Here is a 16,229-nt window from a genome sequence, read left to right on the forward strand (position 1 = left end):
GTCTTCCGTGCGTTTCCGTGGCTAATAAAGGTGGCTAAACAAACTGCACCGGCACGTAGAAGTCGCGTCCCGGGCGGCTCACCAGCACTTGCGGCTGGCCCTGGATCACCGCGCGGAAGGCGCGCGGCAGGCGGCGCCAGTCCATGAACTTCATCTTGATGCTGTCGTACTGCGCTTGAGTGTGTGCCATGCTGTTCTCCCGAAGGTTCAGTCCACTTTGTGGATGACGTTGGTGACGACGCCCCAGATATGGAAGGCGGCGTCTTCCGGCACCGGAATCGGCTGGAATTCCGGGTTTTCCGGCAGCAGGCGGAGGCCCTTGGCGGTTTTTTCCAGCCGCTTCACCGTCAGCTCGCCATTGAGCGCCGCCACCACCACCTTGCCGTTGCGCGCTTCCGCCGCGCGGTCCACCACCAGCAGGTCGCCGTCGTGGATGCCGGCGCCCAACATGGATTCGCCCTTGACCGTGACCAGGAAGGTGCTGCCCGGTCGCGGCGCGAGCCTGGCGTTGAGGTCCACGTCGTCTTCCTTGAGGTCGTCCGCCGCCACCGGCGAGCCGGCCGGCACGCTGTTGGCGAACAGCGGCAGCGACAACTCGCTGAGCTGACGCGCCAGGGTGCGTACATCGTCGGCGTGGGCGCTGTTGGCGGTACGCCAGCTGCGGTAATCGCGCAGCCAGTCTTCCAGCACCGGCTTCAGCGGTTCCGGCACGCGGAGGGCGACGGTCTTGTCGCCGCCGTAGCTGGACTTGCGGCCAGCGCCGCTGCGTTTGCCTCCGTGGCTCATGGCTAATCCTCTGTAATGCAAGCAGATTTGATTGTGTACATTATCAAACTCCAGGGCAAGTTTTTTTTGAGGGCAGCAATCCGCGGGCGTAAAAAAACCCGCTGGCGCGGGCGGGTTTCGGCGGAGGGGCGCTGCTTCAGAGTTGATAGAAGCAGCGGGCGCAAACCGCGCGGTAGCGGGCGTTGCCGCCGATTTCCACTTGCGGGCCTTCCTTGACGCGATGGCCGTCGGCATCGATGCGGATGTGCATGGTGGCTTTTTTGCCACATTCGCAAATGGTCTTGATCTCTTCGATCTCGTCGGCCAGCGCCAGCAGCATGCCGGAGCCTACGAAGGGGTCGCCGCGGAAGTCGGTGCGCAGGCCGAAGCAGATCACCGGGATGTTGCGGGTATGGGCCAGTTCATGCAACTGGTGCACCTGCTCCGGGGTGATGAACTGGGCTTCGTCGATCAGGATGCAGGCGGTCTGGCCGAAATCCTCGGCCAGGAAGTTCAGCTCCGGCGAGAAGGTGCGGGCGTCGCGCTGCAGATTGAGGCGCGAGGTGATCTTGCCGAAGCCGTAGCGGTCGTCCATCGCGCTGGTGAACAGCGCCACGGTCTTGCCCATGGATTCGTAGTTGTTGGCGATCTGCAGCAGCTGGGTGCTCTTGCCGCTGTTCATCGCGGCGTAGCGGAAAAAGAGTTTTGCCATCGATGGGTTCTCGCTGGGGCTTAGGGCCTGTTTACGATCTCGCGAGCTAAGGGGAGACAAGGCGAAAACGGTTGAAGAAGCGGAGTGTACAAGAGGTACATGAGCATTCTGAAGCCGTACTCACCGTGTAACGCTCCACGACGCGCAGTAGATCGTAAATAGGTTCTTTAAAGGTCGCCGCCGGTTTCCAGCACATAGCTGGCGCCGGCGTCCTGCGCCAGATGACGGGCGAGGTAGGGCAGCACTTCGCGCAGCGTCTGCGGCAGCGTCCATGGCGCGTTGAGGATGAACATGCCGCTGCCGTGCATGCCGAAGCCGTCGCTGGACGGCTTTTGCACGTGCAATTCGGCGCGCAGCCAGTTCTTGGCGCCCAGCTTCTTCATTTCCTTGGGTAGTTCCTTCATCTCGGCGCGCTGCAGGCAGGGGTACCAGACCGCGTAGACGCCGGTGGCGAAGCGCTTCAGGCTTTCCTTCAGCGCGGTGATCACGTGTTGGTAATCGCGCTTGTCCTCGTAGGGTGGATCGATCAGCACCAGCGCGCGGCGCGGCGGCGGCGGCAGGATCGCCTTGATCGCCTCGAAGCCGTTGGCTTGCTGGATTTGCACGCGGCGGCCGGCGTCGGCGAAGGTGTCGGCCAGCAGTTGGTGGTCGGTGGGGTGCAGCTCGAACAGGCGTAGCTTGTCGCTGGCCGGCATCACTTCCGCCGCGCACCACGGCGAGCCGGGGTAGAGCTTGAGTTCGCCGTCGGCGTTCAAGCTGCGCACCACTTCGACGTAGTTGGCGACGGCTTCCGGCAGGTCGTCGCGCTGCCACAGGCGGGCGATGCCGGATTCGAATTCGGCGTTCTTGGTGGCATAGCCTTCCACCAGCGAATAGGCGCCGGCGCCGGCATGGGTGTCGATATACCAGTAGGGCTTGGCTTTCTGGCCCAGGTAGTTCAGGAGTTCGATCTGGATCAGATGCTTGAGCACGTCGGCGTGGTTGCCGGCGTGGAAGGCGTGGCGGTAACTGAGCATGGCTGCGGGGTATGGCGTTTGTCAGCTGCGAATTGTACCGGATTCGGCGTGGCCGCGCAGCGCGTCCTCCAGCGCGGCGCGCCAGCCCAGTTGTTCCACCAGCCGCATGAAGTCGTCGGCCGGCGGCGCTTGCAGCAAGAGCGGCTGGCCGCTGTCCGGCAGGCTCAGCCGCATCGCGACGCAGGCCAGCAGCAGGCGTTGGCTGCCGAAATGCTCGGTGAACATGCGATTGTGGCGGCCCTTGCCGTGGGTGGCGTCGCCGATGATGGGGTGGGCGATGTGCTTGAGGTGGCGGCGCAGCTGGTGGCGACGGCCGGTGTGCGGTGTCAGCTCCAGTAGGCTGTAGCGGCTGCTGGGGTAGCGGTCGACCGCGATCGGCAGCTCGATGCGCGCCAGCGTGCGGTAGTCGGTGACGGCGGCCTGCGGCGTGGTGTCCACGGTTTCGCCTATCCATTCCAGGTCGTCCGGGCGGCGGCTCAGCGGGTAATCGATGCGGCCGGCGTCATCGCTGTGGCCGCGGACCACGGCGATATAGCGCTTGTCCACCTGCTGGCGTTCGAACTGCCAGCTCATTTCGCGACACATATCCTTGTCCAGCGCGAACAACAGCACGCCGGAAGTGCCCTTGTCCAGCCGGTGCACCGGGTAGACCCGCTGGCCGATCTGGTCGCGCAGCAACTGCACGGCAAAGCGGGTTTCGTTGCGGTCCAGCGCGGTGCGGTGCACCAGCAGGCCGGAGGGCTTGTGGATGGCGATCAGCCGGTCGTCGCGGTAAAGAATCGGCAGCATGGGGCGGCTTGAAACGGATGGGGAAGGCCGGCATTGTAGGCGCTGCCGGCCGGCTTTGGAAGGCTGCCCCGGCAGCGGGGAATGCTCTTGGGGTGTAATTTTATGTCTTACGCTTCGATTACGTAAAAACCACAGCATTTTGACATGCTGTTGGCGTTTCTCCGCGGGGCTCGCGGCTTTGTCGGCATTTGTTGCGACATGATATTTCAAAGTAGAGAGGAAGTTGTTTACAGTCCATGGGTGCGTCATTACAATTCGCCGCGCTCAAACAAGAATGACAGGGCGGCGTCCATGCCGGTATCGACCCGTTTGCACCGGGGCGCGGCGGGACCGCATCTGCGCAACTGAATATGTAGTCGCGACGCTACATGACGCGAGGTTGGCAGGCGCCTTGCTTCGCTGCACGGCACGGGAACCACAGGGGGTGATCGGCGTGCGGGTTGACCAACAAACTCCATAGAGTCATAGAGATGAAAATCCAGCTGAAACGAATGAGCTTTGCCGTAGCGGCCGCGGTGTTGTCCACTTCCGCCTTCGCCAAAGAATTCTCGCCCGCCGTGGTCTACGACATGGCCGGCAAGTTTGACAAGAGCTTCAACGAGTCCGCGTACAACGGCGCCGAGCGTTTCAAGAAGGAATTCAAGATCAACTACCGCGACGGCCAGATCGCGTCCGAAGCGCAAAAAGAACAGCTGCTGCGCAATATGGCGCGCCGTGACGCCGACATCGTGGTGGCGATCGGCTTCTCCTTCACCCAGGCGGTGGAAACCGTGGCCAAGGAGTTCCCCAAGGTCAAGTTCACTCTGATCGACGCGGTGGCCAAAGGTTCCAATGTGCAGAGCATCGTGTTCAAGGAACAAGAAGGCGCCTTCCTGACCGGCGTGGCCGCCGCGATGGCTTCCAAGAGCGGCAAGGTGGGCTTTGTCGGCGGCATGGACGTGCCGCTGATCCGCGCCTTCGGCTGTGGCTATGTGCAGGGCGTCAAGTTCACCAACAAGAACGCCAGCGTGATCCAGAACATGACCGGCACCACCCCGCAGGCCTTTAACGACCCGGCGCGCGGCACTGAGCTGGCCAAGAGCCAGTTCGACCGCGGCGTGGACGTGGTGTTCGCCGCCGCCGGCGGCACCGGCCTGGGCGTGCTGCAAGCCGCCAAGGCCGCCGGCAAGTACTCCATCGGCGTGGACAGCAACCAGAACCACCTGTACCCCGGCTCGGTGCTGACCTCCATGGTCAAGCGCGTGGACGTGGCGGTGTTCAACACCTTCAAGGACGCCAAGAACGGCTCCTGGAAGCCGGAAGTCAAGGTGCTGGGCCTGAAGGACGCCGGCGTGGATTGGGCGCTGGACGCCAACAACCGCAAGGTGATCACTCCGGCGATGGAGAAGAAGATCAACGCGGCCAAGGCTGACATCATCGGCGGCAAGATCAAGGTGGTGGATTACCGCACCAACAACAGCTGCCCGGTGCAATAAGCCGAGCGGAGTTTTCCCTGATCCGTTTCGGGGAGGCAGGCACGATGCATTCCATCGTGCCTGTTTGTTCATGCCGGAACGGAGTCAGGCTGGCCCTAACCAGGGAACAAGAACAAGCATGACCGAGTTTGCCATTGAGCTGGCGGGCATCAACAAGAGTTTTGGTGCCGTCAAAGCCAACCGTGACGTTACGATGAAAATCGCCAAGGGCACCGTCCATGGCGTTATCGGCGAGAACGGCGCCGGTAAATCCACGTTGATGAGCATTCTGTATGGCTATTACCAGGCCGACAGCGGCTCCATCCGGGTGAACGGTAAGGAAGCGCCTATCCGCAACAGCCAGGAAGCGATCGAGCTGGGGATAGGCATGGTGCATCAGCATTTCATGCTGGTGGACACCTTTACCGTGCTGGAAAACATCGTGCTGGGCGCCGAAGGCGGCCTGGTGCTGAAGAAGGGGCTGGACGAGGCCCGCGAGCATCTGAAAGAGCTCAACCGCAATTACTCGCTGGAGGTGGACCCGGACGCGCTGGTGGGCGATCTGGGCGTGGGCCTGCAGCAAAGGGTGGAAATCCTCAAGGCGCTGTACCGCGGCGCCGATGTGTTGATTCTGGACGAGCCCACCGCGGTGCTGACGCCGCAGGAAGCCGACCACCTGTTCCACATCCTGCGTTCGCTGAAGGCGCAGGGCAAGACCGTGATCCTGATCACCCACAAGCTGCGCGAGGTGATGGACATCACCGACGGCGTCAGCGTGATGCGCGCCGGCACCGTGGTGGCCAATGTCGCCACCTGCGACGTGGACAAGGAAAAGCTGGCCGACCTGATGGTGGGCCGCAAGGTCAGCCTGAAGGTGGACAAGGCCGAGCGCGAGCCGGGCGCGGCGGTGCTCAGCGTCAAGAATCTGTGCCTGACCGACGCGCGTGCGGTCAAGCTGCTGGACCAGCTGAATTTCGAAGTGCGCGCCGGGGAGATCGTCGGCATCGCCGGCGTGTCCGGCAACGGCCAGTCCGAGCTGTTGGAAGTCTTGGCCGGCATGCGCGAGCCCAATGCCGGCGAGATGGTCTACAAGGGCGAGGATCTGCTGCGCCGCCGTTGCGGCGGCCAGCCGCGCGCCGCGCTCTACCGCAAGCTGGGCATTGCCCACGTGCCGGAAGACCGCTCGCGCGAGGGCCTGGTCAAGGCCTTCTCCAGCTATGAAAACGCCATTCTCGGCTATCACGGCGAAGCCGGCCTGGGCCGTGGCCCGTGGTATTCGCGCAAGCGGCTGCTGGCGCGTACCCGCGACTTCATCCAGCAATTCGACATCCGTCCGGGCAACCCGCTGCTGCGCGTGGGCCTGCTTTCCGGCGGCAATCAGCAGAAAGTGGTGCTGGCGCGGGAAATCCACGCCAATCCGGACCTGCTGCTGATCGGCCAGCCGACGCGCGGCGTCGACATCGGCGCGATCGAATTCATTCACAAGCGGCTGGTGGAACTGCGCGACGAGGGCAAGGCCATTTTGCTGGTCTCGGTTGAACTAGAAGAAATCCTGGCGCTGGCCGACCGCATCCTGGTCATGGCCGGCGGACAGATCACCGGCGAAGTGGCGGCCAAGGACGCCGACACCATTTCGCTGGGCCTGCTGATGGGAGGGCACAAGCATTGAAATTCGGACAACCTTCCACCTTGCCGCGCTGGGCGCAGCTGACGGTGCTGCCGGCGCTTAATCTGATGGCGGCGCTGCTGGTGACCGGTCTGGTCACTTGGCTGATAGGCGAAGACCCTTGGGAATGCCTGAAGCTGCTGATCAACGGCGCCTTCGGCTACGGCGAGGGCATAGGCTACACCCTGTTCTACACCACCGGCTTCATCTTCACCGGCCTGGCGGTGGCCACCGCCTTCCACGCCGGCCTGTTCAATATCGGCGGCGAAGGCCAGACTTATCTGGCCGGCCTGGGCGTCACCCTGGTGGTGCTGGGCTTCGACCACAGCCTGCCGCCGGCGGTGCTGGTGCCGCTGGCCATTCTGGCGGCAATGGGCTTCGGCGCGGCCTGGGCCTTTGTGCCGGGCTGGCTGCAGGCCAAGCGGGGCAGCCACATCGTGGTGACCACCATCATGTTCAACTTCATCGCTTACTCCTTGATGTTGTACCTGATCAGCCATCACTTGATCGAGGCCGGCTCGCAGAACCCGACCACGCGCGAATTCGGCCAGGCGGCGTGGATTCCCGCCATCCATGAAGTGGCGGCGCGTTTCGGCGTGGAAATTCCCACCTCGCCGCTGAACCTGACCTTCGTGATGTCCTTGCTGGCCGCCGCGCTGTTCTATCTGGTGGTGTGGCATAGCCGCTGGGGCTTCGAGCTGCGCACCGTGGGCACTAGCGAACCGGCCGCCCGCTACGCCGGCATGAGCGTCAGCCGCGTCATCATCATCGCCATGTGCGTGTCCGGCGCGCTGTCCGGCCTGGCCGCGGTCAACGAACTGATGGGTTCCGCCCACCGCATGAACGTGATGTTCACCAATGGCGTCGGCTTCGTCGGTATTGCCGTGGCGCTGATGGGGCGTAATCACCCGGTGGGCATCATCCTGTCCGCGCTGCTGTTCGGCGCGCTGACCCAGGGCGGCTCAGATCTGTCCTTCGAGAAGCCGATGATCACCCGCGAGATGATCATCTTCATCCAGGGCCTGATCATCCTGTTCTGCGGCGCGCTGGAAAACCTGTTCGAGCCGTTCATCGCCGGCCTGTTCAAGCGCAAGGACGACAAATAATGGAAATCTTCTTCAGCCTGCTCGATTCCACGCTGCGCGTGGCCACGCCGCTGATCCTGGCCGCGATGGCCGGCATGTTCTCCGAGCGCTCCGGCGTGGTCGACATCAGCCTGGAAGGCAAGATGCTGGTGGCGGCCTTCGCCGCCGCCGCCGCGGCCTTCACCACTCAGAACCCGTGGATAGGCATGGCCTGCGGCATCGCCGCCTCGGTGGCGATGGCGATGATCCATGCTTTCGTGTCGGTCACCTACAACGGCAACCAGCTGATTTCCGGCATGGCGCTCAACACCGTCGCCTCCGGCATCACCCCGGTGCTGGGCCTGGCCTGGTTCCAGCAGGGCGGCAACACCCCGCAGCTGCCGGACGAGGGCCGTTTCCACGAGATCGTGCTGCCGTTCGCCCATGAGCTGCGCGATGTGCCGCTGCTGGGCCAGCTGTACAGCAAGCTGCTGTCCGGCCACAGCATTCTGGTGTATCTGACTCTGTTCCTGATCGTGCCGCTGGTGACCTGGGTGCTGTACAAGAGCCGCTTCGGTCTGCGTCTGCGCGCGGTGGGCGAGAACCCGCACGCGGCGGACACCGCCGGCATCTCGGTGGCCAAGGTGCGCTACACCGCCTTGTTCTGGGGTGGCGTGCTGTGCGGCATCGCCGGCACCTATCTGTCGGTGTACCAGACCGGCAGCTTCATCAAGGAAATGACGGCGGGCAAGGGCTTTCTGGCGCTGGCCGCGCTGATCTTCGGCAAATGGAAGCCGCTGCCGGCGGTGCTGGGCTGCTTGGTGTTCGCGTTTGCCGACGCCATTCAGATCCGCCTGGAAGGCGTGGCGCTGCCGGGCATCGGTCAGATCCCGTCGCAAGCCATCGCGGTGATCCCCTATGTGCTGACCGTGCTGCTGCTGGCGGGCTTCGTCGGCCGCGCGGTGGCGCCCAAGGCGATAGGCATTCCCTTCGTCAAGAGCCGTTAAACCAACGATAAACCGGCTTTTCAGTCAGGTTAAAACCGCCAGCGGGCTTTGCCCCTGGCGGTTTTTTGTTATATATCCCATGCAGGGAACCTTGAGGGACTTCTCCATTCATAATGATTCTTAATATCGTCTGTCGTTGCGCCTAAGCAAACTCGTTCAAAAAATTTGAATTTATCGCGCTAATAATTTCGCTATCAGCGCATTGGGCGCTCTTTTATGATTCAACGGTATGACAGGCGCGGCTTTGCCGCCGATACGGAATAAGGAACTCGATGCAACGATACAGCCCCACTCAAATCGCCTTGCACTGGCTGATCGCCGTGCTGATCGTCGCCGCCCTGATCATGGGCTGGTATTTCAACAGCATGCAGATCACCTCGCCGGCCAGCTTCAAGCTGAAAGCGTCCATGATCGCCTGGCACAAATGGGTGGGCATCAGCGTGCTCGCGCTGGCCGTGCTGCGCCTGATCTGGCGCGCGCGCCGCGGCGCGCCGGCGCCGCTGCCGGGACAGCCGGCCTGGCAGCTCAAGGCCGCCGGCCTGATTCACCTGCTGCTATACGCGCTGATGCTGGCCATGCCGCTGGTGGGCTGGCTGATGAGCTCGGCCAAGGGCTATCCGGTGGTGTGGTTCAACCTGGTGCAACTGCCGGACCTGGTGGACAAGAACGAGGCGCTGGGCCATGTATTGGGCTGGAGCCATGCGCTGATGGCCTACGCCATCGTCGCCATCGTCGGTCTGCACGCGCTGGCGGCTCTGAAGCATCATTTCATCGATCGCGACGCCACGCTGGCGCGGATGCTGCCATCCTGTCGCAAAGGAGATACTCAAGCATGAAATTTCTGACTTCACTCGCATTGAGCGCCGCCGTGGCGCTGACGATGGCGCCGGCCCAGGCCGCGCAAACGCTGAACGCCGCCAAGAGCACGCTGGGCTTCAGCTTCAAGCAAATGAATGTGCCGACCGAGGGCCGCTTCAAGAGCTTCGCCGCCAACGTCAGTTTCGACCCGGCCAAGCCTGAGGCCACCAAGGCGGTGTTCACCGTGGACTTGGGCAGCGTGGACGTGGGTAGCGCCGACGGCAATACCACGGTGCGCGGCGCGTCCTTCTTCAATATCGCGAGCTTGCCCAAGGCCAGCTTCACCGCCAAATCGGTGAAGGCGCTGGGCGGCGGCAAATTCGAAACCCGCGGCACGCTCAGCCTGAAGGGCATCAGCCGCGAAGTGGTGTCCCAGTTCACCGCCAGCAGCGCCGGCGGTGAAACCACGCTGCAAGGCAGCTTCCCCGTGCAGCGCCTGCAGTTCAAGGTGGGCGATGGCGCTTGGGATGATACCGAGGCGATTGCCGACCTGGTGACCGTCAAATATAAATTCGTTCTGACCGGCAAGTGATCTTGCCATTCTTTCCCTGGAGAAAATCGACGTGACGACCAAGATCAAGACCCTGTTTGCCGCCGTGATGACGTTGGGCGTGCTGGGCAGCGCGCAAGCCGCCCCGGTTACTTACGAAGTGGATAGCTCGCATACCCATGCCGGCTACTCGCTGAGCCATCTGGGCTTCTCCACGCTGAGCGGCCGTTTCAACGACACCAAGGGCACCGTGGTGCTGGACCAGGCCAAGAAAGCCGGCTCGGTGGACATCGTGATCAAGACCGCCAGCCATGACAGCGGCTGGGCGGCGCGCGACAAGCACATCGCCAGCCCGGACTTCCTGGACGTTGAAAAATACCCGACCATCACGTTCAAATCCGATAAGTTCACCTTCAATGGCGACAAGCTGGCGGCGGTGGACGGCCAACTGAGCTTGCATGGCGTGACCAAGCCGGTGACGCTGACCGTGACCAACTTCAAGTGCGTGGACTCCCACCCGATGGCCAAGAAGCCGTGGTGCGGCGCGGATGCCACCGCCACCATCAAGCGCAGCGAGTTTGGCGTGGGCGCCTATGTGCCGGCGGTGGGTGATGACCTGCAGCTGACCATCGCCATTGAGGCAGGCAAGAAGTAAGAAGCTGTCCTAAGAACCTGTTCAATGTCTGCTGAGCGTCGGCGATACGGCGTTGAAACTCGCTTCGAAATGCTCATGTACCACGTGTACATTCCGCTTTCTCAGCGACTTTCGCCTTGTCTCGCTCTAGCCAGCGAGACTTTGAACAGGCGCTAAGCTCGATGGATAGAGCGCCGATGCGCTGTCCGGCATCAAAAAACCCGAGTCGAAAGACTCGGGTTTTTTCATCGCTGCCGTGGCGCGGCGGCTCAGGTCATGCCCAGCACGATGGGCGCCAACCAATCGGCCAGCCACATCACCAGCAGGGGACTGATCAGCGTCATGCCGGCGAACACCGGCCACGGCAGACGCGCCTCCGGCTGATGGCGCATCACGTACAGCAGGGTGCGGTAGCCCAGATAGCTGACCACGACGATCAAGGGCGGCGCCATCAAGTAGGACAGCAGCGGCCGCCAGTCCAGCACGCGGGAAAAGGCGACGATGCCCAGGTGCAGGCTGAGCTGGCTGGCCATCAGCGCCGCCAGTTGCGGCTGGCGTTCGGGAAAGGCCAGGCCAAGCCGGCTGACCCGCAGGCTGCTGGCCGACCACAGCACGGCGGCGATGCCGAGCCAGGCATAGGCGTAACAGAAGGGCAGCAACACCGGCGACAACGCGGTGAGGAACACATCCTTGCGGAAGGCCAGCGCCAGGATGAAGAAGGACGCCGCGAAACAGGCCTGGGCGATGCCATCACGGCTGGCGATCAGTCGCCACAGGATGTGCAGATAGAACAGCGCGATCAGCGCCAGCAGAAACCAACCGGTGGGCGTCGCCGTCATTGCGCCTCCAGGACGCGGATCAGCGCCACGGACACCTGCTCGCCGATTTGGGCCAGGTAATGGGTGTGCATGTCGAAAGTGAAGCGCTGGGCGTCATCGGACGCCAGCGCCAGCAGGCCGATGGTCTGCCCGGTGGCGTCGCGCAGCGCCAGCTGGGCGAAGGATTGCAGCACCGGCGTGGCGGGGAACCAGGCCAGCACATCATCGTTGACGTAGGGGCCGCAATAGGGCGCGGACAGATTGCGCGCCAGCGCGGCCACCTCGTTGCGGGCATCGTAAACCGCGCCGGCGGACTCCGCCGCCGGGTGCCACAGCCGCAGCGCGATGCGCTCCAGCTTGAAATGCTCGACAAAGCAGGCTGGCAGCGCGTTCAGCACATCCTGCAGGCTGCGGCAGGCCTGCAGGCTCAGCGCCAGTTGGTGGGCATTGGCGATGATGCGGTCGTTGGCCTCGCTATGGCGCACCAATTGCTGCAAACGCGACTCCAGCTGACGATTGCGGTCCTTCAGATCCAGCAACTGGCGCTCGGCCAGCGAGACCACCACGCGGTCCTGTGGCGCGCCGCCGGGCTTCAGGCCTAGCCGCTCGGCATGGTGGGCGAGAAAGTCCGGATGTTGGTCCAAAAACGCCAGCACATCGTCTGTCTGCATGATTCATAACCCCTTAATACAACGCTGTTGTTGTCGCGCGCGGCGCCGGCGGCAAACCGGCGGCGGCATTCAAATATCGATCTCGCCCTGAAACACGGTGACGGCGGGTCCGGTCATGGTGACGGCGGCGTCGTCGGCCGGCCACTCCACCGTCAGCTCGCCGCCGCGGGTATGCACCCGCACGCGCCGCTCCAGCAGACCGCGACGGATGCCGGCCACCACCGCCGCGCAGGCGCCGGTGCCGCAGGCCAGCGTTTCGCCGGCGCCGCGCTCGAACACGCGCAAGCGAATCTCATCGCGCGCCACTACCTGCATGAAGCCGGCGTTGACCCGCTGTGGAAAGCGCGGGTGGTTTTCAATCGCCGCGCCCAACTGCGTCACCGGCGCCAGGGCTACATCTGCGACTACCTGCACCGCGTGGGGGTTCCCCATCGACACCACACTGATGGACAAGATGGCGTCCCCGACTTGTAAATCGTCGCATATCGCCTCGGATTCGGCCTGAAACGGAATTTCGGCCGGGGCGAAGCGCGGCCGACCCATGTCCACTCGCGCTTGGCCGTCACCCAGGTATTCGGGCGCGATCACGCCCTTGGCGGTTTCCACCAGGATGCGGGATTTGGAAGTCAGGCCGCGGTCGGACACGAACTTGGCGAAGCAGCGCGCGCCATTGCCGCATTGCTCCACCTCGCCGCCGTCGTTGTTGAAGATGCGGTAGCGGAAATCATGGCCGGCGGCTTGCGCGGCCTCCACCAGCAGCAATTGATCGAAGCCGATGCCGAAGTGGCGGTCGCCCAGCTGGCGGATGCACTCGGCGCTAAGGGAGACGGTTTGACGGACGCCATCGACAACCATGAAGTCGTTGCCGAGGCCGTGCATTTTGGTGAAGTGCAATTTCATCGGAGCGCGCCTGATCCTGCGTGAATGGGCGGCCCCGTGACGGGCCGCCAATAATAGGGCAGGTTAGCACAGAGGCGTAGATAGAGGTACCGGCGGCGCGCGCCGCCGCGCTCAAACGCTGGCCAGCGGCTTGCTGGACGGCGAGGCGGGCGCGGCGTAGGCCTGCAGCGCCGCGCCGGCGGCGGATGGCGTCATCGGCTGTTCGGCGGTGGCCGCCTGCTGGGCCACGTCCTGCGCGCCGCTGGCGGCGGCCTGGCCGACATCGTCGATCAACGAACCGGACGAGGCCGGCGCCGCCTCCTGCCCGGTGGCCAGCTTGAGCGTGTCCTCGGCGGCGTCGCCGGGTTGGCTCAGCTTGAGCTGCATCTGCATCAGCAGCAGGCGGACCAGGGTTGCCATGTCCAGCCGCGGCCGGCTGGTTGGCGCCGGCTGCTGCTCCGGCTCGGGGGCGGCTGGCGCGGCAGCAGGGGTGAAGGCCGCCTCTTCGGCCGATGTGGCGGTTTGCGCGCGCGCGGGCGGCGGGAAGGGGGCGGAGTGAATTTTCATATCGGTTGGCGCCTGCAAGAGTAAATGAAACAGGCCCGGCGCAAGGCCGGGCCTGGGGGCATGGTGGGGTTCAGCCAGTGGTGGTCTGGCTACTGCTGCTGCCACTGCTGCCGGTGGCGCTATTGGCCTGGTAGGCGTTGAGCGCCGCCTGCACCTGGCCGCCGCCATGATGGTGATGATGGTGGTGGGCCGGCTGGCTCTGTTGCGAGCTGGTCTGCAAATCCTGCTGTAGTTGCTGGTAATCCTGCTGCGCCTGGCTCAGATTGCTGCTGCTCAGATCCTGGCCCAGATTATTGAACAGCGTGGCGGGCGAAGTGGCCGCGCTATTGCCGGTCAGCGCGCTCAGCGCGTCGTCGGCATCGCTGTCGCTGGAGCCGCCGAAGCTGCTCATCTGCAGCTGGCTCAGCATCTGATTGAACAGCAGGGTCACATTGTTGCCGGCGCTGGCTGAACTGGCGCCGGAGCTGCTGGCGACGCTGCCGTCGGTCTGCATGGAGTTGATCAGGCTGGCGAAATCCTGGGTGCCGCCGCTGCTCGCGCCGGTGGCGCTGACCGTGCCCGCCGTGCTGGCGGCGCTACTGGCCGCGACCGCGTTGGGCGAGCTGGACTGCAGGCTGGACAACGCTTGCTGGGCGCCGCTGAGGTTGCCCTGTTGCACATCGTTGATCATGGTCTGGAAATCCTGGCGGCGCTGCTGGTGAATGGCCCGGCGCTGTTGCCAGGCATTGCTGCCGCCGTCGATGCTGCTAGTGTTGCTGACTGACATGGATGATCTCCCGCAAAGTCATGATGGAGTGTCGGTCGTGAGCTTCACGGAGCAGCTCAACTCCCATTCGCTGCCCTGGTTTCGACGTTTGCCGGTATTGGCGGCAATCCATGCCGCCTTGGCGGAGGGAATTGCCGCGCTGCGGCGAGTTTGGCCAGTTATTGCGTCAAAACAAGGGTTTGGCCAATGCTTAGATGCAAGCGCCGTGCCAGCGGGCCGGGGGGATTCTGTTAATTTCCATTAGGACTGCCGTTGGGGTGGAATGGTCTTGGTATAAACAAGACAGCCCACCGCCACCGGAATGCCGCCATGCGCTTCGCCATCACTCTGTCCGACCGTTTCAAGCCCGTGCTGGATGTGTTTCTGCACGCAGGCTGGCAGCCGCTCAAACTGTTCTGCACGCCGGTGGACCACCGCATGCATCACCACAAGGAATCGCTGGCGACGGCGGAGCGGCTGGGCGTGCCGGTGCAACTGTCGCGGATGCGCGAGCGCGATCTGTTGGAACTGGCCGAGCAAGGCTGCGAAGCGTTGCTGGTGGCCAGTTACAACTGGCGGGTGCCGGATTGGGAGCCTTATCTGAGCTACGCGGTCAACTTCCACCCCTCGCCGCTGCCGGTGGGGCGCGGCCCTTATCCGCAGGTGCGCGCCTTGCTGGACGGGCATCGGCAATGGGGTTGCAGCTGCCACCGGCTGAGCCGGGAGTTCGATGCCGGCGAGGTGCTGGCGCAGGAGCGCTTCGCGTTGCAGCCGGACGAAAGCCACGAATCGCTGGACGTGAAGCTGCAACTGGCGCTGTACCGGCTGGCGGGGCGGGTGGCCGGCGATTTCGCCGCGCTGTGGGAGCAGGCGCAGCCGCAAGGCGAGGGCGGCAGCTACTGGCCGCTGTGGCGCGATGAAGACCGGATGCTGAATTTCAATCAGCCGGTGGCCGACATCATGCGCCGGGTGCGGGCCTTCGGCGATTTCGAATGCATGGCCATGGTCAACGGTGTCATCGTGCATGTGCACCGCGCGCAGGCCTGGCGCGAAATACACGGCCATCAACCCGGTGCACTGATCCTGTCCAATGCGCTGAGCCTGCTGGTGGCCGCCGCCGACGGCATGGTGCTGATCAGCGAGTGGAGCTTGAATCCGGCCGGCGGCGTCAGTGGTCGGCTGCGCGGGTAAGCCGCGCTGTTAAAAAGATCAGCATTGCCAGACTGTGCTGACTTGGGCGATGTGCTAGCGGATGCTAAGCTGTGCCTGCTTTACTTAATAATTTAATTTTATGAGTTGAGCGCCGGGTGATGCTAACCGTGCAGCGCTTGGTGTTTCCTGGCATGAGGCGGCCAGCCGCCTGAACGTGAAAATCCACCGGAGAAAGATCATGCTCTCGTACTCCCGTAGAAATTTCGCCTTAATGCTTGGTGGTATGTCTTTGTCCCACTGGGTGCCGGCAAGCACATTAGAGTCTTCACCTATTTCCGTGCAGTCTGGCCGGTCTTTGCCCATCGCGGTGCAACGTTTCCATGAGCGCTTCATGCGGCGCGCCATCAAGGTTTCTGCGAAGAATCCGGCTTATCCCTTTGGTGCCGTGATCGTGAATACCAGCACTGGCGAGGTGCTGGCGGAAGGAGTGAATACAGACTCTAAAAATCCCACATGGCATGGCGAAATCGATGCAATCAATGCGTACATTGATAAGCATGGCAATACCGGATGGTCGAATGTCACGCTTTACTCAACGGGGGAGCCTTGCGCCATGTGCATGGCTGCCATCGTATGGACTGGCATCAGCAGGGTGGTTTGGGCTAGTTCAATTCAAGCTATTCGGAATGCGGGCATCGGACAAATTGATATTCCCGCGGTTGAGGTGGCGGAAAGGGCAAGAGAGTTTTATCGGCCCAAGGCGTTGATAGGAGGGGTACTGGCCGATCAAACCGATCTCATCTTCCGCAATAGGAAAAAGTAAATCCGATGGACTCTAAAAACCCATAGCCGCTGCCGGGGAGATACCGACAGCGGCTTGTTGTTTGTAAGAACCTGTTTACGATCTTTTTGTAAGCGATAATGGGCTAGTGAAGAGAAAAT

19 protein-coding genes are annotated in these 16,229 nt (G+C 63.1%); 9 read left to right on the top strand and 10 right to left on the bottom strand.

Annotated elements, in window-relative coordinates; all coding sequences use genetic code 11:
- Nucleotides 1–34: 34 nt before the first annotated feature.
- The 5 genes from ACE3QM_RS05125 to ACE3QM_RS05145 form a co-directional block, all read right to left on the bottom strand.
- Nucleotides 35–190, bottom strand: a complete 156-nt coding sequence (locus ACE3QM_RS05125) for a hypothetical protein (protein ID WP_231464726.1) — start codon at nt 188–190, stop codon at nt 35–37.
- A gap of 17 nt (nt 191–207) precedes the next feature.
- Nucleotides 208–786, bottom strand: coding sequence for a LexA family transcriptional regulator (locus tag ACE3QM_RS05130; protein WP_231464724.1), 579 nt, complete (start codon nt 784–786; stop codon nt 208–210).
- A 136-nt stretch (nt 787–922) separates the two neighbouring features.
- The gene (locus tag ACE3QM_RS05135) at nt 923–1,477 is read right to left on the bottom strand and encodes a thymidine kinase (protein WP_231464722.1); all 555 of its coding nucleotides are present in this window, start codon (nt 1,475–1,477) and stop codon (nt 923–925) included.
- Between the two features lie 167 nt (nt 1,478–1,644).
- Nucleotides 1,645–2,493, bottom strand: coding sequence for a 23S rRNA (adenine(2030)-N(6))-methyltransferase RlmJ (locus ACE3QM_RS05140; RefSeq protein WP_374420702.1), 849 nt, complete (start codon nt 2,491–2,493; stop codon nt 1,645–1,647).
- 21 nt (nt 2,494–2,514) lie between these two features.
- Nucleotides 2,515–3,282: a tRNA pseudouridine(65) synthase TruC gene (locus tag ACE3QM_RS05145; protein ID WP_048410772.1), complete on the bottom strand. Its 768-nt coding sequence runs from the start codon at nt 3,280–3,282 to the stop codon at nt 2,515–2,517.
- A 491-nt stretch (nt 3,283–3,773) separates the two neighbouring features.
- On the opposite strand from ACE3QM_RS05145, the gene ACE3QM_RS05150 reads away from it, so the two are divergent.
- The 7 genes from ACE3QM_RS05150 to ACE3QM_RS05180 all read left to right on the top strand — a co-directional run bounded on the left by ACE3QM_RS05150 (nt 3,774) and on the right by ACE3QM_RS05180 (nt 10,476).
- Nucleotides 3,774–4,757 (top strand): BMP family protein, encoded by a 984-nt coding sequence (locus ACE3QM_RS05150; RefSeq protein ID WP_374420704.1) that lies wholly within the window; start codon nt 3,774–3,776, stop codon nt 4,755–4,757.
- A gap of 118 nt (nt 4,758–4,875) precedes the next feature.
- Nucleotides 4,876–6,405, top strand: a complete 1,530-nt coding sequence (locus tag ACE3QM_RS05155; protein ID WP_048410771.1) for an ABC transporter ATP-binding protein — start codon at nt 4,876–4,878, stop codon at nt 6,403–6,405.
- Nucleotides 6,402–7,508, top strand: coding sequence for an ABC transporter permease (locus ACE3QM_RS05160; protein ID WP_231464709.1), 1,107 nt, complete (start codon nt 6,402–6,404; stop codon nt 7,506–7,508). Before ACE3QM_RS05155 ends, ACE3QM_RS05160 begins: the two co-directional genes overlap by 4 nt.
- A complete protein-coding gene (locus tag ACE3QM_RS05165) occupies nt 7,508–8,473 on the top strand; it encodes an ABC transporter permease (protein ID WP_048410769.1) in 966 nt (321 codons plus the stop codon). The genes ACE3QM_RS05160 and ACE3QM_RS05165 overlap by 1 nt, the downstream gene beginning before the upstream one ends.
- A gap of 272 nt (nt 8,474–8,745) precedes the next feature.
- Nucleotides 8,746–9,309 (top strand): cytochrome b, encoded by a 564-nt coding sequence (locus tag ACE3QM_RS05170; protein ID WP_374420708.1) that lies wholly within the window; start codon nt 8,746–8,748, stop codon nt 9,307–9,309.
- On the top strand, nt 9,306–9,863 hold the full coding sequence (locus ACE3QM_RS05175) for a YceI family protein (RefSeq protein ID WP_048410767.1): 558 nt from the start codon (nt 9,306–9,308) through the stop codon (nt 9,861–9,863). Before ACE3QM_RS05170 ends, ACE3QM_RS05175 begins: the two co-directional genes overlap by 4 nt.
- 31 nt (nt 9,864–9,894) lie before the next feature.
- Entirely contained in the window at nt 9,895–10,476 is a 582-nt protein-coding gene (locus tag ACE3QM_RS05180) for a YceI family protein (protein WP_374420710.1), read from the top strand.
- A gap of 248 nt (nt 10,477–10,724) precedes the next feature.
- Here the strand turns inward: ACE3QM_RS05180 and ACE3QM_RS05185 are convergent, their stop codons facing one another.
- The 5 genes from ACE3QM_RS05185 to ACE3QM_RS05205 form a co-directional block, all read right to left on the bottom strand.
- The gene (locus ACE3QM_RS05185) at nt 10,725–11,294 is read right to left on the bottom strand and encodes a hypothetical protein (RefSeq protein WP_048410766.1); all 570 of its coding nucleotides are present in this window, start codon (nt 11,292–11,294) and stop codon (nt 10,725–10,727) included.
- Complete coding sequence (locus ACE3QM_RS05190) at nt 11,291–11,944, bottom strand: DUF484 family protein (protein ID WP_374420712.1); 654 nt, start codon at nt 11,942–11,944, stop codon at nt 11,291–11,293. Before ACE3QM_RS05190 ends, ACE3QM_RS05185 begins: the two co-directional genes overlap by 4 nt.
- 69 nt (nt 11,945–12,013) lie before the next feature.
- On the bottom strand, nt 12,014–12,844 hold the full coding sequence (gene dapF, locus ACE3QM_RS05195) for a diaminopimelate epimerase (RefSeq protein WP_374420715.1): 831 nt from the start codon (nt 12,842–12,844) through the stop codon (nt 12,014–12,016).
- Nucleotides 12,845–12,955: 111 nt separating this feature from the next.
- The gene (locus tag ACE3QM_RS05200) at nt 12,956–13,390 is read right to left on the bottom strand and encodes a hypothetical protein (protein WP_048410763.1); all 435 of its coding nucleotides are present in this window, start codon (nt 13,388–13,390) and stop codon (nt 12,956–12,958) included.
- A 70-nt stretch (nt 13,391–13,460) separates the two neighbouring features.
- Nucleotides 13,461–14,156, bottom strand: a complete 696-nt coding sequence (locus ACE3QM_RS05205) for a hypothetical protein (RefSeq protein ID WP_374420717.1) — start codon at nt 14,154–14,156, stop codon at nt 13,461–13,463.
- Nucleotides 14,157–14,465: 309 nt separating this feature from the next.
- On the opposite strand from ACE3QM_RS05205, the gene ACE3QM_RS05210 reads away from it, so the two are divergent.
- Nucleotides 14,466–15,326: a methionyl-tRNA formyltransferase gene (locus ACE3QM_RS05210; protein ID WP_374420719.1), complete on the top strand. Its 861-nt coding sequence runs from the start codon at nt 14,466–14,468 to the stop codon at nt 15,324–15,326.
- Nucleotides 15,327–15,525: 199 nt separating this feature from the next.
- Nucleotides 15,526–16,110: a nucleoside deaminase gene (locus tag ACE3QM_RS05215; protein WP_197081496.1), complete on the top strand. Its 585-nt coding sequence runs from the start codon at nt 15,526–15,528 to the stop codon at nt 16,108–16,110.
- Nucleotides 16,111–16,229: the final 119 nt, after the last annotated feature.

Source organism: Chromobacterium sp. (assembly GCF_041912965.1).
In the GTDB taxonomy this organism is placed as follows: Bacteria; Pseudomonadota; Gammaproteobacteria; order Burkholderiales; family Chromobacteriaceae; genus Chromobacterium; species Chromobacterium aquaticum.

What these genes read in the sequence shown, in the direction of transcription:
- ACE3QM_RS05125 (WP_231464726.1), bottom strand. Translation starts at nt 190, where the DNA reads ATGGCACACACTCAAGCGCAGTACGACAGCATCAAGATGAAGTTCATG.
- ACE3QM_RS05130 (WP_231464724.1), bottom strand. Translation starts at nt 786, where the DNA reads ATGAGCCACGGAGGCAAACGCAGCGGCGCTGGCCGCAAGTCCAGCTAC.
- ACE3QM_RS05135 (WP_231464722.1), bottom strand. Translation starts at nt 1,477, where the DNA reads ATGGCAAAACTCTTTTTCCGCTACGCCGCGATGAACAGCGGCAAGAGC.
- ACE3QM_RS05140 (WP_374420702.1), bottom strand. Translation starts at nt 2,493, where the DNA reads ATGCTCAGTTACCGCCACGCCTTCCACGCCGGCAACCACGCCGACGTG.
- ACE3QM_RS05145 (WP_048410772.1), bottom strand. Translation starts at nt 3,282, where the DNA reads ATGCTGCCGATTCTTTACCGCGACGACCGGCTGATCGCCATCCACAAG.
- ACE3QM_RS05150 (WP_374420704.1), top strand. Translation starts at nt 3,774, where the DNA reads ATGAGCTTTGCCGTAGCGGCCGCGGTGTTGTCCACTTCCGCCTTCGCC.
- ACE3QM_RS05155 (WP_048410771.1), top strand. Translation starts at nt 4,876, where the DNA reads ATGACCGAGTTTGCCATTGAGCTGGCGGGCATCAACAAGAGTTTTGGT.
- ACE3QM_RS05165 (WP_048410769.1), top strand. Translation starts at nt 7,508, where the DNA reads ATGGAAATCTTCTTCAGCCTGCTCGATTCCACGCTGCGCGTGGCCACG.
- ACE3QM_RS05170 (WP_374420708.1), top strand. Translation starts at nt 8,746, where the DNA reads ATGCAACGATACAGCCCCACTCAAATCGCCTTGCACTGGCTGATCGCC.
- ACE3QM_RS05175 (WP_048410767.1), top strand. Translation starts at nt 9,306, where the DNA reads ATGAAATTTCTGACTTCACTCGCATTGAGCGCCGCCGTGGCGCTGACG.
- ACE3QM_RS05185 (WP_048410766.1), bottom strand. Translation starts at nt 11,294, where the DNA reads ATGACGGCGACGCCCACCGGTTGGTTTCTGCTGGCGCTGATCGCGCTG.
- ACE3QM_RS05190 (WP_374420712.1), bottom strand. Translation starts at nt 11,944, where the DNA reads ATGCAGACAGACGATGTGCTGGCGTTTTTGGACCAACATCCGGACTTT.
- dapF (WP_374420715.1), bottom strand. Translation starts at nt 12,844, where the DNA reads ATGAAATTGCACTTCACCAAAATGCACGGCCTCGGCAACGACTTCATG.
- ACE3QM_RS05200 (WP_048410763.1), bottom strand. Translation starts at nt 13,390, where the DNA reads ATGAAAATTCACTCCGCCCCCTTCCCGCCGCCCGCGCGCGCGCAAACC.
- ACE3QM_RS05205 (WP_374420717.1), bottom strand. Translation starts at nt 14,156, where the DNA reads ATGTCAGTCAGCAACACTAGCAGCATCGACGGCGGCAGCAATGCCTGG.
- ACE3QM_RS05210 (WP_374420719.1), top strand. Translation starts at nt 14,466, where the DNA reads ATGCGCTTCGCCATCACTCTGTCCGACCGTTTCAAGCCCGTGCTGGAT.
- ACE3QM_RS05215 (WP_197081496.1), top strand. Translation starts at nt 15,526, where the DNA reads ATGCTCTCGTACTCCCGTAGAAATTTCGCCTTAATGCTTGGTGGTATG.